This is a genomic window from Paracoccus sp. (in: a-proteobacteria) (assembly GCF_030604785.1).
In the GTDB taxonomy this organism is placed as follows: domain Bacteria; phylum Pseudomonadota; class Alphaproteobacteria; order Rhodobacterales; family Rhodobacteraceae; genus Paracoccus.
Genome location: NZ_JAUVVF010000057.1, coordinates 1 through 14,700, shown reverse-complemented (window position 1 = coordinate 14,700; position 14,700 = coordinate 1). Strand labels below are relative to the sequence as shown.

The 14,700-nt window shown below is 68.0% G+C and carries 11 protein-coding genes and 2 pseudogenes; 4 read left to right on the top strand and 9 right to left on the bottom strand.

Annotated elements, in window-relative coordinates; genetic code table 11:
* Positions 1 to 294: 294 nt before the first annotated feature.
* Positions 295 to 1,371 (bottom strand): annotated as a pseudogene (locus tag QAR72_RS14620) (AbrB family transcriptional regulator).
* Positions 1,372 to 1,441: 70 nt separating this feature from the next.
* Between QAR72_RS14620 and QAR72_RS14615 the strand changes: the two are divergent.
* From QAR72_RS14615 to tcuB, 3 genes are read left to right on the top strand one after another with little or no spacing between them, the layout of a single operon-like run.
* Positions 1,442 to 2,107, top strand: coding sequence for a GntR family transcriptional regulator (locus QAR72_RS14615; protein ID WP_304618115.1), 666 nt, complete (start codon positions 1,442 to 1,444; stop codon positions 2,105 to 2,107).
* Positions 2,104 to 3,489, top strand: a complete 1,386-nt coding sequence (gene tcuA / locus QAR72_RS14610; RefSeq protein WP_304618114.1) for an FAD-dependent tricarballylate dehydrogenase TcuA — start codon at positions 2,104 to 2,106, stop codon at positions 3,487 to 3,489. The genes QAR72_RS14615 and tcuA overlap by 4 nt, the downstream gene beginning before the upstream one ends.
* A complete protein-coding gene (tcuB, locus tag QAR72_RS14605; RefSeq protein ID WP_304618113.1) occupies positions 3,479 to 4,564 on the top strand; it encodes a tricarballylate utilization 4Fe-4S protein TcuB in 1,086 nt (361 codons plus the stop codon). Before tcuA ends, tcuB begins: the two co-directional genes overlap by 11 nt.
* A 36-nt stretch (positions 4,565 to 4,600) precedes the next feature.
* Here tcuB and QAR72_RS14600 read toward each other — a convergent pair whose 3' ends face one another.
* From QAR72_RS14600 to QAR72_RS14580, 5 genes are all read right to left on the bottom strand, one after another.
* A complete protein-coding gene (locus tag QAR72_RS14600; RefSeq protein WP_304618112.1) occupies positions 4,601 to 5,695 on the bottom strand; it encodes a 4-oxalomesaconate tautomerase in 1,095 nt (364 codons plus the stop codon).
* Between the two features lie 58 nt (positions 5,696 to 5,753).
* Positions 5,754 to 7,754 carry a tripartite tricarboxylate transporter permease gene (locus QAR72_RS14595; protein WP_304618111.1) on the bottom strand — a complete coding sequence of 667 codons (2,001 nt, stop codon included), beginning with the start codon at positions 7,752 to 7,754 and terminating at the stop codon, positions 5,754 to 5,756.
* A 197-nt stretch (positions 7,755 to 7,951) separates the two neighbouring features.
* Complete coding sequence (locus QAR72_RS14590; protein ID WP_304618110.1) at positions 7,952 to 9,052, bottom strand: Bug family tripartite tricarboxylate transporter substrate binding protein; 1,101 nt, start codon at positions 9,050 to 9,052, stop codon at positions 7,952 to 7,954.
* 71 nt (positions 9,053 to 9,123) lie between these two features.
* A complete protein-coding gene (locus QAR72_RS14585) occupies positions 9,124 to 10,569 on the bottom strand; it encodes a sensor histidine kinase (protein ID WP_304618109.1) in 1,446 nt (481 codons plus the stop codon).
* A complete protein-coding gene (locus QAR72_RS14580; protein ID WP_304618108.1) occupies positions 10,566 to 11,240 on the bottom strand; it encodes a response regulator transcription factor in 675 nt (224 codons plus the stop codon). Before QAR72_RS14580 ends, QAR72_RS14585 begins: the two co-directional genes overlap by 4 nt.
* Before the next feature lie 95 nt (positions 11,241 to 11,335).
* On the opposite strand from QAR72_RS14580, the gene QAR72_RS14575 reads away from it, so the two are divergent.
* Positions 11,336 to 12,439, top strand: a complete 1,104-nt coding sequence (locus QAR72_RS14575; RefSeq protein ID WP_304618107.1) for a tripartite tricarboxylate transporter substrate-binding protein — start codon at positions 11,336 to 11,338, stop codon at positions 12,437 to 12,439.
* Here QAR72_RS14575 and QAR72_RS14570 read toward each other — a convergent pair.
* The 3 genes and pseudogenes from QAR72_RS14570 to QAR72_RS14560 form a co-directional block, all read right to left on the bottom strand.
* Positions 12,423 to 13,406, bottom strand: a complete 984-nt coding sequence (locus QAR72_RS14570) for a D-2-hydroxyacid dehydrogenase family protein (RefSeq protein ID WP_304618106.1) — start codon at positions 13,404 to 13,406, stop codon at positions 12,423 to 12,425. The two genes, QAR72_RS14575 and QAR72_RS14570, sit on opposite strands and share 17 nt — an antisense overlap.
* A 163-nt stretch (positions 13,407 to 13,569) precedes the next feature.
* A pseudogene (locus tag QAR72_RS14565) lies at positions 13,570 to 13,988 on the bottom strand (IS5/IS1182 family transposase); the annotation flags it as partial.
* Positions 13,989 to 14,378: 390 nt separating this feature from the next.
* Positions 14,379 to 14,543, bottom strand: coding sequence for a hypothetical protein (locus tag QAR72_RS14560; RefSeq protein ID WP_304618105.1), 165 nt, complete (start codon positions 14,541 to 14,543; stop codon positions 14,379 to 14,381).
* Positions 14,544 to 14,700 lie beyond the last annotated feature (157 nt).

Below are 14,700 nucleotides of genomic sequence, written 5' to 3'. Positions count from 1 at the left end.
GACGCTGAAAGCTCTGTCCGCGTGATCTCAATGGCCATGATGATCCTCCCCGCCTCGAAAGGAGTGAATCACACCCTCGCTGAAATGGGAATCGCCCGCCGAGTCAAAGCCTCGCGCCTCTGGTATAAGGGATCTTCCGGGATCGAAGCCATGGTACGCCACTGGTCCGAGGACCATGGCTCAGCCCTGACGAAACCGAAGGTGCGGCGGGACGCAGTGCTGAGAGCGATGCGGGATCACGATAAGATGCTGGTTTACCGGCGTAGTCTAGCCGCCCCAATGATCCAGTTCCTTTCAGCGATGCGACTTGGCGGGGCGAGGGGCGGGCTTGACGCCGATCATCCGGGCGATGACGGGTGCGCCGGTGATGACCACCACGATCCGCGTCAGGTGGTGCAGGACGACGAATCCCAGATCGGCGCCGACGACGATGGCCATCACGGTCAGCTCGGCCTACCCGCCGGGGGCGAAAGCCAGAAACCCCTCCAGCGGTCGGGCAAGGCCGGTCAGCACCACGAATTCGGTAAAGGCCGCGGCCAGCGCGGCGAGGACCAGAACGAAGGCCAGACCCGACAGCGCGAAGGCGCGCAGTTCGCGCAGGGTGACGCCGACATATTGCACGCCGATGCCGATCCCGATGAACAGCTGCGCCAGCATGATCGCCTCGGCCGGGGGGCGCTGCGTGATGATGCCGGCCATGGACAGCGCCGCCGTCGTGATCATCGGCCCGAGGATCGAGGCGCCGAAGAGGCCGATCCGCTCGCCCCCCTTCCAGCCGACCAGGGCGGCCAGCACCATCCAGGCCAGCTGGTCCAGCGCGAACCCCCGCAGCGGCGCGCCCATCGCGCCCGACAGCGGCGCGTCGTAAAGCCAGACGAGGATGATCGGCGCCAGCGTCACCAGCACCGCGACCCGTGTCGCGTGGATCAGCGACAGGGCGCGGACATCGGCCCCGGCCTCCTGCCCGAAGATCACCATGTCCTGCAGCCCACCGGGCATCGCCGCGTAATACGAGGTCGCCGGATCGAAGCCCAGGCGGCGGAAGAAGGGCACCCCGATCAGCCCGATGATGCCGACGTAAAGCGGCACCAGCGCGACGCTCATCGCCATCTGGGGGATCTGGCCCACCACCTCGGGTGTGATCGACGCCCCCACCGCCACGCCCAGGATCGTGCGCGCCGCGACCGAGATCTGCCCCAGCCCCCTGAGACGCGCCCCCAGCAACGAGGCGATCAGGCAGAATGCCATCGGCCCGAACAGGAATGGCAGCGGCAGGCCAAGCGCCCAAAAGACCAGCGCCCCCGCCAGAGCAAGGGCCAGCGTGCCGAGCCGTGGCGTCAGGGCAAGGCCTGCAAGGGCGGGACGGGTCATGGCGGTCTCCATTCTTGACAGGTTATGTATCCAACTGTATGCAATCGGATGCAACAGGAAAGGATGCCGGATGAGCGACGAAAGTGACAGGCCGCAGGGTCAGTCGGCCTATCGGCGGCTTCTGGCCGAGATCCGTTCGGGCCAGCTTTTGCCGGGCAGCCGCCTGCGCGAGACCGAACTGGCCGAGCGGCTGGGCATTTCGCGCACCCCCGTCCGGGAGGCGATCCGCCAGCTGGAGGCTGACGGCCTTGTCACGCATCAGGCCCGGCAGGGCGCCGCGATCCGCAATCTGGACTATGCCGAGGTGATCGAACTCTACGAGATGCGCTCGGTCCTGGAAGGCACCGCGGCGCGGCTGGCGGCGCGGATGGCCAGCCAGGTCGAGCTGGCCGAACTGACCGAGATCAACGATGCGCTGGCCGCGTCGCAGCCCGGCTCGGCCGCGCAGGAGCTGAACCGACAGTTCCACCGCACGCTGCTGGACGCCGCGCGCAACCGGTTCCTGGTCAAGACGATGAGCGCGCTGCAGAAGACGCTGCTGATCCTGGGCCCCACGACCCTGTCCGAGACCGAGCGCCACGAATCCGCCGCATCCGAGCATCGCGCGGTGATCGATGCGATCGCCGGCCGCGACGGCGAACGGGCCGAGGCCGCGATGCGCGCCCATGTCCAGGCCGCGCTAGGCGCGCGCGTCCGCGGGATGCGCGACCGCGAAATCCCGTTGGAGGACGAATGACCGAGATCTACGACATCGCGGTTGTGGGGGGCGGCAATGCCGCGCTCTGCGCCGCCATTACCGCTGCCAAGACCGGCGCGCGGGTCATCATTCTGGAAGGCGCGCCCGAACCCTATCGCGGCGGCAATTCGCGCCATACGCGCAATTTCCGCTGCATGCATCGCGGCCCCATGTCGCCCCTGACCGGCACCTACGAGGAAGAGGAATATTTCCACGACCTGATGCTGGTCACCAAGGGCAAGACCGACGAGCATCTGGCCCGGCTGGCGATCCGCACCTCCGAGGAATGCCTGCCCTGGATGCAGGAACATGGCGTGCGCTTTCAGCCTTCGCTGTCGGGCACGCTGTCGCTGTCGCGCACCAACGCCTTTTTCCTCGGCGGGGGCAAGGCGCTGGTGAACGCCTATTACAACACCGCCGCCGATCTGGGGATCGAGATCGTCTACCAGGCGCAGGTCCGGCATGTCCACCGCGACGGCCAGCGCATCACCCATCTGGAGGTCCAGATCGCGGGCGCCCCCGCCACCCGGATCGAGGCGCGCGCCTTCGTCCTGGCATCGGGCGGGTTTCAGGCCGATATCGACTGGCTGGCGCGCGCATGGGGGCCCTCGGCGCGCAACTTCCTGATCCGCGGCACGCCCTATAATCGCGGCGTCGTGCTGAAGGACATGCTGGACCAGGGCGCCGACAGCGTGGGCGATCCGACCCAGTGCCATGCCGTCGCCATCGACGGGCGCGCGCCGAAATACGATGGCGGCATCGTCACGCGGCTGGACTGCGTGCCGTTCTCGATCGTCGTAAACCGCGACGGCCAGCGCTTCTATGACGAGGGCGAGGATACCTGGCCCAAGCGCTACGCGATCTGGGGGCGGCTGGTCGCGGCGCAGCCCGATCAGGTGGGCTATGCGCTGATCGATGCGAAATCGATCGACCTCTTCATGCCGTCGGTCTTCCCGCCCATCGTCGCGGACACGATCCCCGAACTGGCGGCGAAGCTGGGTCTTGATCCGGCCGCCGTCGCGGCGACGGTCCAGCAGTTCAATTCCGCCTGCCGCCCCGGCCCCTTTCACCCCACGGAACTGGACGGGCTGGCGACCGAGGGGCTTGAGATCGCCAAGACCAACTGGGCGCGGCCCCTGGATACGCCGCCCTTCTACGGCTATCAGCTGCGGCCCGGCGTGACCTTCACCTATCTGGGCCTCAAGGTCTCGGACAGCGCACAGGTCCACAGCCCCGAAGGGCCGATCACGAACCTCTGGGCCGCTGGCGAGATCATGGCCGGCTCGATCCTGGGCCAGGGCTATCTGGCCGGCTTCGGGATGACCATCGGAACCGTCTTCGGACGCATCGCCGGCAAGGAGGCCGCCGCCCATGTCGCTTGATCTCGCCCCCGCCCTGTCCGCCACCGAAGAGGCCCGCCGGCAGATCGAGATCTGCAATGCCTGCCGCTATTGCGAGGGCTTCTGTTCGGTCTTTCCCGCCATGACGCGCAACAAGGCCTTTGCCGATGGCGACCTGACGCATCTGGCGAATCTGTGCCACAATTGCCGGGGCTGCCATTATGCCTGCCAATACACGCCGCCCCATGAATTCGCGCTGAACATCCCCGCCGCCCTGGCCGAGGTGCGCCACGAAAGCTGGGAAAGGCTGGCCCGCCCGCAGGCGCTGTCGAAGCTGTTCCAGGAACGCGGCGTCGCCATGGCCGGTCTGCTGACCGTCGCGCTGGCCCTGTTCTTCTGGCTGATCGCCGCCTTCCGCCCGGCCGGGGGCGAGGGGTTCTACGCCTACATGGCCCATAACCTGATGGTCGCGATCTTCGCGCCGGCCTTCATCCTGCCGCTGGCCCTGATCGCGCTGTCGCTGCGCGACTATTGGCGCGAGGTCGGGGGCGGGCGCGTCCGGCTGCGGCATCTGGCGCAGGCCGGGCGGATGGCGGGGCGGATGCGCAACCTCGATGGCGGGCATGGCGACGGCTGCAATTTCGAGGATGGCGACCGCTTCAGCCACCGCCGCCGCATCGCGCATCAGCTGGTGATGTGGGGCTTTCTGGCCTCGTTCGCGGCGACCTCGTCGGGGACGGTGCTGCATTACGTCTTTGACTGGCCCGCGCCCTATCCGATCTGGGCGCCGCCGAAGCTGTTCGGCGTGCCCGGCGGCATCGCCATGGTGATCGGCACCGGCTGGCTTGTGGCGCTGAAGCTGCGGGCGGACCCGAACCTTGGCGCGCGCCGGGTCTGGGGGGGCGAGATGGCCTTTGTCCTGCTGCTGGGCGCGGTGGCTGCCACGGGCCTTGCGCTGTGGCTGGCGACCGGAACCGCCGCCGTGGCACCGCTGCTGGCGGTGCATCTGGCGACGGTGATGACGCTGTTCCTGCTGATGCCGTTTTCCAAGATGGTGCACGGCTTCTTCCGCTTCACCGCGCTTGTCGCCGAAGCGGGCAAGCAGGAGAAAGGGTGACGGGAAGCCCCGGCCTTGCCGCCGGGGCCGCCGCCATCAGGCGCCGGTCAGCACCGAGGCCGGGACGAAGACCTCGCCCGTGACCAGCTTGCGCGCGGTGCGGATCGCGCCCGCGCTGACGACCTGCAGATCTGCGCCCTGTCCCGAGGTCCGCAGCGCCACGTCGATCAGCCCGCTCGGATGCTCGATCAGGATCTCGCGGTCATCGCCTTCGGGGCGCTGCGCCAGACCGTCCGAGACCGAGCCCTCCAGCACCGCCGCCGTCGCGACGCAAAGGGCGCCCGTCACGGCAAAGGCCGCATGGGTCTTGTGCGGCACGAAATAGCGCGCCGCGATGTGCCCGCCCGCCTTGGGCGCGGCAAGGATCGCGACCTTGGGGATGACCTTGCCGGTCACGTCGCCCAGCCCCATGCGGCGACCCGCCTCCAGCCGCATCGCCTCGATCCGCGCGAAGAAATCGCGGTCGGCATCCAGCTCGGCCGGGGTCTCGTGGCCGGTCTTGCCCATGTCGGCGGCGCGCAGGATCATCATCGGCACGGCGACGTCGATCAGCGTGACGGCCACGCCGTCGATCTGTTCCTGCACCTGCCCCGTGGGCAGCAGACCCGAGGTCTTCGACCCCACGATGTCCATGAAGTTCAGCCGCACCGCCGCCGCCGTGCCCGGCACCCCGGCAATGGCCTGGGTGCCGTCGTAATCGACGCCCTCGCCATCGGTCTGGACCAGGGCCTCGATCCGGCTGGCGGTGTTCTCGTTGTAGATCACGACGCGCGTCTCGCGGCCCGTCACCGGCACCATCCCGCGCTCGATGGCAAAGGGGCCGACGCCCGACAGGATGTTGCCGCAAGAGGGCGAGGTATCCACCACCGCCTCGGTCACCGAGACCTGGGCGAAGAGGTAGTCCACATCCACCCCCTCGCGCGCAGACGGCCGCACCATCGCCACTTTCGAGGTCAGCGTGTCCGCCCCGCCGATCCCGTCGATCTGCCGCACATCGGGCGAGCCCATCGCGGCCAGCAGGACGCGGTCGCGCGCTGCCTCGTCCGCGGGCAGGTCGTCCATGCGGAAATACGGCCCTTTCGAGGTGCCGCCGCGCATGATGATGACCGGGATGCCGTGTTGCTTGGCCATGTTGTCCTCCGTTCGTCAAAGAAGAAGGCCCGCGCCTTTCGGTGCGGGCCAGGGGTCGTCACGAGACCAGCGGCCATGGCAGCCGGTCGTAGTAATGTTGTTGCAGCAGCCCCTCGGGCAGGGTCAGGTTCAGCGCCGAGGTCATGACCAGCAAGAGCCCCGCGCCAAGCAGCGTCAGGATCAGCACCTGAAGCCAGCCGGATTTCGCGACCAGCCGCAGGAAGGCCACGAAGAACAGAACCACCGCCAGGAAGTAGCCGACCAGCGCGATGGTCGCGACGAAGCCGACCAGCCAGCCGATGTATTTCAGCGGCGTCATCGCGTTCAGCTGGTCCGAGACCTCCTTGGATTCGGCGTCGAAGACCGCACCGCTGGCGCGATTGCCGCGGATCTGGGGCCACAGGACCAGCAGCGCCGCGCCGAAGCCCACCACCGCGATGCTGACCGGGAAGACCCGACCCAGCTGCGACAGGTTGATCGTCTCGAAGAAGGTGAAGACGAACAGCGCCATGACGGCGAGGGTAAAGGCGATCTGCGGCCACATGGATTGCGTCAGCGTGGCTGCGGATTTGCCCTCGACCTCGATCTTGGTGCCGGATTTGCGCTGCGAATACATGCTGAAGCCGACCGACAGGATGATGATCGCGGCGATGACCAGCACGATGGGCCGGGTGAAGAAGCTCCAGCCCGAGAATTGCAGCGCCTGGTAGAGGTAGCGCTCGGACTGGGTGGCCAGCACGAAGCCGATCAGGAAGGCCGGGCGCGGCCAGCCGAAGCGGCGCAGAAGGATGCCGACGATGCCCAGCACGACCAGCGCGACCAGATCGTAGAGCGAGCGGTTGGGCTGGAACGCGGCGAAGGTGATGACCAGGATCATGAAGGGCGCGACCAGCGGGTAGCGCACGATGGTGATCTTGGCGATGGCGGGGGCCAGCATGATGCAGAGCGCGGTGCCCAGCACGTTCGCCAGCGCCAGCGACCAGACGATCGTGTAGGTCACGTCAAGGTTGGTGCTGACCATAGCGGGTCCGGGTTGCAGGCCGATCAGGACCATGCCGGCCAGGAAGATCGCCATCGCGCCCGAGCCGGGAATGCCGAACAGCAGCGTCGGCACCAGCCCGCCGCCATCCTTGGATGCGGTGGTCGATTCCACCGCGATCACGCCGCGGATGTCGCCCTTGCCGAACTGGCTCTTGTCGCGCGAGGTCTGCACGACATGGCCATAGGCGATCCAGTCCACGACCGAGCCGCCGAGGCCCGGGATCATCCCCAGCAGCGCGCCAAGACCGGCAAGCCGCAGCGACATCCATTTGTAAAGCCAGGTGTCCTTGAGCCCCTGCTTCCAGCCCGCGCCAAGCGTGCCGCCGTTTTCCGCGATCGAGCTGTTGCGGCGCAGGAGGTCCCCGATCTCGGGCACGGCGAAAAGCGCAAGGCCCACGATGACCAGCGGCAGGCCGTTCATCAGGTAGAGCGTTCCGAACTCCATCCGGTATTCGCCCGTCGCAGGCGCCGCGCCCACCGCGCCGAGCGCAAGGCCCGCGGCGCAGGCGGCGACGCCCTTGGCAAGGCTGCTGCCGGACAGGACGCCCACCATCGACAGGCCGAACATGGTCAGCATGAACAGTTCGGCCGCGCCGAAGGACAGGATCAGCGGCCGCGCGACCAGCACGCTGACCGTCAGGACCAGCGCCCCGAAAAGGCCGCCGATGAACGAGGCCGAGAAGGCCGCGCTGAGCGCCCGCGCCGCCTGGCCCTTCTTGGCGAGGGGGAAGCCGTCGAGGATCGTCGCCTGCGACGCGGACGAGCCCGGAATCCCCATCAGGATCGATGCGAACGTGTCCGAGGTGGACAGGACCGGCAGGATGCCGATCAGCATGGCCAGCGCCAGCGTCGGCTCCATGCCATAGACGAAGGGCAGCAGCAGCGACATGCCGACGATGCCCCCGAGGCCCGGCAGCACCCCGACGATCAGGCCGACGACGACCCCGATCATCAGATACTGGATATGCTGGAACGTCAGCACCGTGCTGAGCGCAGAGAGAATGGCGTCAACGACCATGGTTGAACCCTGACCTTCTGACAGGATGAACGTGCCCCGCGCCACGCGCGGACCCGATCCGGGGCAGCATGCCGCCGGGGACGATCACCCGATTGGTGGAACCCGGCCGCGCCGGGACGGACCGCTGGCGGCGACAGGGCGCCTGGCCGCGGGACGAAAGGGATGCCGCGCCTGCGCGCGCGGCATCCGGGATCGTGTCAGTCCAGCATCACGCTGTGGTTTTCCGACAGGTAGGTGCGGACCCATTCGCGGGCTTCGGGGTCGATCGTGGTCGCCACTTCGTAAAGCGGGACGACCTCGTCGCCGGTGGCCTGGTTGTATTCGCCCAGCACTTCGCCGGCATTGGCGATCAGTTCGGGGTCCTCGACCGCGGCGGCAAAGGCGTCACGATAGGCCTGGACGATGTTCTCGGGCGTGCCACCCGGCAGCATCGCCGGCTTCTGGGCCGCAAAGCCCGAGCTGAAGAAGGCCATGTAGGCGTCGAAGGCCACGCCCGAGGGCGCCTCGCCATGCATCATCTCGTAGGCTTCGATGAAATGCGGGATCTCGGGGAAGGACGGGTCGCGCTGCACGTTGCCCTCGGAGTCGAGCACGCCGTAGGAGAACAGCGGCACGGCGGTCCCCGCCTCGACCAGCGGCACGACGTTGGTCAGATAGGCCGACGAGGTCTGGTAGTCGATCGTGGCCTCGCCGCGCTCGAATGCCAGGCGGCCATCGCCGCGTCCGGTCATGCCGAAGACGTGGCGGACATTGAGGCCCATCACCTCGAAGGCCAGCATCGGCACGAGGTCAAGCGACGTTGCGCCCTGGCTGGCATAGACCAGTTCCTGATCCGCGATCTGGCCCAGCTGCGAGGCATCCTCGACGCCGAAGCTGGCGGGGATGTAGACGACGCCGCCCGTGGGCGAGACCAGGACCGGCTCGAAATCGGCGTAATCATAGCGCACGCGCGTGTCGCCCAGCAGGAAGGGGAACTGCGTCGAGCCCGACGTGCCCAGCAATTGCAGCCCGTTCGGGCGCGCGCGGGCGGCGAATTCGTTGGTGCCGGTGATCGAGCCGCCGCCGGGGACGTTGCGGATGATGACGTTCGGATTGCCCGGCAGGTGCCGCGACAGATAGGGCGCGAAGAAGCGCGCCCAGACATCCGAGCCGCCGCCTTCCGAGAAGGGGATCCACCATTCGATGGTCTTGCCCGAGAAATCCACATCCTGTGCTGCAGCCGGTGCGGCAACGGTCAGGCTGGCGACAGTCAAAGCGGCGGCGACGGCGCCCTTGAGGCGCCGGGTGATGGCTTGCATGATTGTTATCCTCCCATTGGTCCGGCGCCTGGGGGGCCGGGCGAACGGGGATGTTGTCGCACATGAAGCTGTCAGAAAGCTGTCAGATCCGGGGCGTCCTGACTTTTTCTGCCCGGATCGGCGCCATCCTCTGCCAGCGGCAGCGTCAAAAGGACCACGCAACCCGCATCCGAGGGTTCGATTCGCGCATCCCCCCCGGCGCGCCGCGCGATCGTGCGGACGATCGGAAGCCCCAGCCCCGAGCCGCCGTCATCGGCCGTGCTGATGCGGAAGAAGCGGTCAAAGACGGCCTGATGGCAATCGGCGGGAATGCCCGCGCCCTGGTCGATGACCCTCAGCATGGCCTGCCCGTTGCCGGACGACAGGTCCAGCCGCAGCTCGCTGCCCGGCGGGGCGCCGTATTTCAGGGCGTTGTCGATCAGGTTGTCGACCGCCTCTTCCAGCAGGACGGGATTGACCAGCACCGGCAGCGGCTGCGAGACCTCGTTCAGCGAAAGATCGACCCCCTGCTTCAGGGCGGCGGGGACGTGCCGGCGGGCGGTCTCGGCCACGATGGCCCGCAAATCGACCGGGCCGGCCCCCGCGACGCCCAGCCCGTCGCTGGCCGCGTCCAGCCGCAGAAGCTGTTGCGTCAGCCGCGACAGGCGGCGCGCCAGTTCCTGCAGGTCGGTCAGGCGCTGCTGCCGATCCTCGTCGCGGCGCGCGTTCAGCGCCGCCCCTGCCTGCGCCTGGATCGCCGCCACCGGGTTGCGCAATTGATGCGCCGCGTTCGAGATGAAGGCGCGCCGACGCTCCAGCTCGGCGGCGAGGCGGTCGAACAGGCTGTTGATCGTCTCGACCAGCGGAACGACCTCGCGCGGGACCGGGCGCCGGATCGGGCGCAGCTCGGCCGAACTGCGCAGGGCGACGGCGTTGCGCAGATCGGTCAGCGGCGTCAGGCCCCGGTTGATCCCGAACCACACGAGCCCCGCGACCGAGGCGACCATCAGCGCCAGCACCGCCGCCGCCTGCCCCAGCATCTGCAGCGTCAGCGCCTCGCGCCGGGTGACGGTCTGCCAGACGCGGACCGTCGTCCAGCCGTCAAGCTCGGGATCGGTGATGTATTCGCGCAGCACCACCGCCCGGACCGGCTGGCCGTTATAGATGGCGTTGTAGAAGACGGGCACGGCCTCGGGGTAATCCGGCCCCACGGGCATGGCCGGGGCATCGGTGCGGCCCACGACAAGACGGCCGCCCGCCGCATGGACCTGATAGAACAGCGGATCGCCGATGGCGCCCTGCAGCGATTCCATCAGCGCATCGGCGACCAGATCGCCCTTGCTGACCATCACCTCGCGCGCGACGGCATGGGCCACGACCTTCAGCGTGTCGTCGTAGAGGTTGCGCGACATGTCCCGCGCCATCCAGTGCAGCACGACGCTGGCCGCCACCGCCAGCGCCAGTTGCGGCACCACGATCAGAACGAACAGCCGGGCGCGCAGGCTGGGCGTGCGGCCCCCCGGCACGGGCGCGTTCATGCCTCGCCATCCTGCTGCAGGATGTAGCCCAGCCCCCGGATCGCCCGGATCTGGACATCGCCGTCCTCGATCTTGCGCCGCAGGCGCGAGACCAGCAGCTCGACCGCGTTCACGTCGACATCCGCGCCAGTGCCGTAGATGCTGTCGCAAAGCGTGGATTTCGAGACGACCCGCTCGGCATTGTCGAACAGCACCTCCCACAGGGCCAGTTCGCGGCGCGACAATTCGATGATCCCGTCCCGGCCCGACAGGCGCCTGCCCGTCCGGTCGAACGACAGCGCGCCCATCGTCTCGACCATCTGCCCGCGCTTTCCGCGCCGGCGCCCCAGGGCGCGGACACGGGCGCACAGCTCGGCCATCTCGAAGGGCTTGGTCATGTAGTCGTCAGCCCCCGCATCCAGCCCCGCGACGCGATCATCCAGCCCGTCGCGCGCCGTCAGGACCAGGACCGGTATGTCCAGCTCGGCGGCGATGCTGCGGCGGATCACGTCCAGCCCGCCCAGACGCGGCAGGTTCATGTCGACGATTGCCAGGTCGGCCCCCTCGCGCGTCAGGAATTCCAGCCCGTCCTGCCCGTCGGCCAGCCAATCGACGGAATGGCCTTCTTCCCGCAAGGCCTGCTCGACCGCGCGGGCCAGCAACTGGTTGTCTTCGATCAGCACGATACGCATGGCGCCCGATAATAAGGGCTGGATCGGTGAAGGGACAGCCCTTAAGCATGAGGCAGGGACGGGCGCAGATTGCGCCCGCAGGAGGACACATGCGCATGACGACAATCGCCCGCAGCATCATGCGGGCGGTCACAGTCACATCCGTCGCGGCACTGGCGATCATGCCGGCCACAGCATCGGCCCAGCAGGCGGATTCCGCCGCCCAGCCCATCCGGTTGGTCATCCCCTTCTCGGCGGGGGGCGGCTCGGACGTCTGGGCGCGGTTCTTCGCGCCGCTGCTGTCGCGCCACCTGCCCGGCCAGCCCCCGATCATCGTCGCCAACGAACCGGGCGGCGGCGGCACGCGCGGCTCCAACACCTTTGCGGCGCAGGCCCAGCCCGACGGACGCACGGTGCTGGGCACGTCGGGCTCGTCGCTTTTCGCCTATCTGCTGGGCGATTTCAGGGTGCGCTACGATTTCCGCGACTGGACCGTGCTGATGGCGACGCCGACAGGCGGCGTGGTCTATGTGTCCAGCGATCTGGGCCTGGAAAGCTGGCAGGACATCGGGGAACTGGTGGACCAGCCCCTGGTTTTTGCCAGCCAGGGGATCACCTCGCTGGATCTGGTGCCGATGCTGGCATTCCGGCTGCTGGGGCTCGATACGAATTACGTCTTTGGCTATACCGGCCGGGGCGACGGGCTCGAGGCGATGCGCGTCCGCGAGGTGAATATCGACTATCAGACGACCTCGGCCTATCTGCGCTATGTGGCGCCCATGGTCGCTGCCGGCGAGGCCGTGCCGCTGATGACCTGGGGCATCGTCGATGCCGAGGGCAAGGTGCAGCGCGATCCCACCTTTCCCGACCTGCCGACGCTTGAGGAATTGTACGAGCATCTGCACGGCCGCCCGCCATCCGGGCCGGAGTACGATGCCTACCGCGTCTTTTCCTCGGCCGGTTTCGCCGCGCAGAAGATGCTGGTCCTGCCCGCCGGCACACCGCCCGAGATCCGCCAGACCTGGCTGGACGCGATCGAGGCCGCCCGCAAGGACCCCGACTACATCTCGCAGGCGCCGGCCGTCCTCGGGGCCTACCGCACCCTGGTCGGAGACGAGGCCGCCCGTCTGGCCGCCAGCGTGGCCGAGATCGACCCCGAGACGCGGCGCTTCGTCGTCGACCTGCTGGCGAACGAATATTCGGTCAAGTTGTCGGAGTAGCCTGCGCCCCCGGCCCGATGAGCCGGATCGGGGCACCGGCCCTCCACGCCTCGATCGCCTCGACCGTCTGGCGATAGAACATCCGGAACGTCTGTTCGCTGACATAGCCCAGATGCGGCGTGACCAGCAGCCTGCCGCTGGCGATCAGCGCGGCGTCCAGAACCTCGGCCCCCTGCGGCAGGGGCTCGATGTCGTGAACATCCAGCGCCGCGCCGCCAAGCCGCCCGTCCCGCAATGCCGCCAGCAGCGGCGGAACCTGCACGATGGACCCGCGCGACGTGTTCACGAACAGCGCATCGGGGCGCATCAGCGCGAATTCGCGCGCTCCGAACAGGCCGCGCGTCGCATCGGACAGGACCAGATTGACCGACACGATATCCGAGCCCTCCAGCAAAGCCTCAAGGCTTTCGGCATGGCGCACGCCCTCGGCGCGGGCGGCGTCGGCCGTCAGGCTGCGCGACCAGGCGAGGATCTCGACCCCGAAGGGCCGCGCCAGGGATGCCAGCTTGCGGCCGATCCTGCCATAACCCGCGATCCCGAGCGTCAGCCCGTGAAGGTCCCGCCCGATCCCCTGCTGCCAGAGCCCGGCTGCGGCGGAATTCGCTTCGGCCGGGATGCGGCGGGACAGGGCGAGGATCAGCGCGATCACGAATTCGGCTGTGGTGTTGCCGCGCGATTGCGTTCCGCAGACGGTGATGCCCCGGCGCGCCGCGGCGGTCGTGTCGATCGACAGGTTGCGCGCCCCCGTCGTCACGATCAGCCGCAGCCGCGGCAGGGCCTCGATCAGTGCGGCATCGACGGGCGTGCGCTCGCGCATGAGGCAGATGATGTCAAAGGGCTCAAGCATCCGCGCCAGCCGGGCGCGGTCGGTGACGGTCTTGGTGAAGACGGTGACCTCGGCCTCTTCCGGCCAGTCGGCATAATCGCGCGCGACATCAGCGTAATCATCCAGAACCGCGATCCTCACGTCCAACCCCTCCGCGTCGCTGCCACGGCCACAGCTTCATCCAAACTTCGTGCTTCATCAAGACATTCACGGCGTCCTGCGCGACCTCCCCTAGGCAACGCATGGTCAGAAAAGGCCTCGATCACCAGAACAGCCGCCGCGTCACCAAGCTTAGGGTCGCGTCTCATTCAACTTCATAGCCGAAACGTGGCAGTGGCGCGAAGGCGACGGCGGGCAGGAGGGTCTTGGCGCCGCTGACGTAGCAGGTTGGGACTCTCTGCCAGTCTTTCGGCGACCGAACATGATCCCGATGCGGTTGCGGCGGCGATAGCGGCGCTCGTCGTAGCGGACAGTTTTTCCGCGGATTCTTGACCGGGGATGCAGGGGCCTGTCCCCTTGCGTTTCATAACATCTCGGAACCGGTCCGCGCCATAATCGCGATCCTCCGCCCGGCGGCCTGCGGAGTGCCCAACAGGGCGGCGGCTCCGGTATGGTCGCTGACCGGCCTGCGGTCATCAAGAACTTCAGGGGCCGCCTCTTGGCGCAGGTGACGGCACGCAGCTTTGTGTTCAGCCCACCTCTCGTGCGCCCGACGAGGCGCCCGTGCAGGTCGTCGGCTATCGCGTCCAGCGGGATCCCAAGTCGCTTCCGCCGAGCCCTCCTTGGGGACATCGCGAGCGGACGGCATCATCTTCGGCGGCGGTCATAATGCGCTCCACGCTGGGGCAGGACGGTCGATCCCGGTTTCGGTGGCGTTGTCGAAGAGATCGGCAAGACCGCGGCCTGCTATCAGGATGGTCAGCCGGTTTCGCTGGAGTGCTGTCGCATTGCCGGCGAGATCTGCGCCTAACGTTCCGGGTCGAGCGCGCGCTTGCCCACGACATCTGGGAAGGCTGCCTGGGGAACCTAGCCGAGCTGCGTTTTCCGGCTCCGCGCCTGCCCTGATCCGGGCGTCGGCAGCGCATCCGCGGACGGATTGCAGGTGCCGCCGGGTCAGCGTGGCTGCAGGGGTTCGTGCACAAGCGTGCCCGCGAAGACCTCACGCGCGACGGTCTGGATGACGCGGGCGATCCGCAGCGCCGCGTCGTCCGAAGTGTTGGCCCGCGTCACCAGACCGACGGACCGCAGGATCCGCGGCCCTTCAAGCGGGACCGTCACGACGTCGCGATCCTCGGGTCCGACCTCGGATCTGATACCAACGGCATTACCCACTGACCTGCGCCCACTCGCGGCGTGTGATTGACGCGAGTCGTTGTGGCATTGCCATCAGGGTGTTCCACGCCGTGCAGCAGACTTCGACGATGTCCTCGTAGCT

Bases quoted from the DNA above. Each gene is read 5' to 3' on its own strand.
- QAR72_RS14600 (WP_304618112.1), bottom strand. From the start codon at position 5,695: ATGGCCAAGCAACACGGCATCCCGGTCATCATCATGCGCGGCGGCACC.
- QAR72_RS14585 (WP_304618109.1), bottom strand. From the start codon at position 10,569: ATGAACGCGCCCGTGCCGGGGGGCCGCACGCCCAGCCTGCGCGCCCGG.
- QAR72_RS14595 (WP_304618111.1), bottom strand. From the start codon at position 7,754: ATGGTCGTTGACGCCATTCTCTCTGCGCTCAGCACGGTGCTGACGTTC.
- QAR72_RS14575 (WP_304618107.1), top strand. From the start codon at position 11,336: ATGACGACAATCGCCCGCAGCATCATGCGGGCGGTCACAGTCACATCC.
- QAR72_RS14580 (WP_304618108.1), bottom strand. From the start codon at position 11,240: ATGCGTATCGTGCTGATCGAAGACAACCAGTTGCTGGCCCGCGCGGTC.
- QAR72_RS14590 (WP_304618110.1), bottom strand. From the start codon at position 9,052: ATGCAAGCCATCACCCGGCGCCTCAAGGGCGCCGTCGCCGCCGCTTTG.
- tcuB (WP_304618113.1), top strand. From the start codon at position 3,479: ATGTCGCTTGATCTCGCCCCCGCCCTGTCCGCCACCGAAGAGGCCCGC.
- QAR72_RS14615 (WP_304618115.1), top strand. From the start codon at position 1,442: ATGAGCGACGAAAGTGACAGGCCGCAGGGTCAGTCGGCCTATCGGCGG.
- tcuA (WP_304618114.1), top strand. From the start codon at position 2,104: ATGACCGAGATCTACGACATCGCGGTTGTGGGGGGCGGCAATGCCGCG.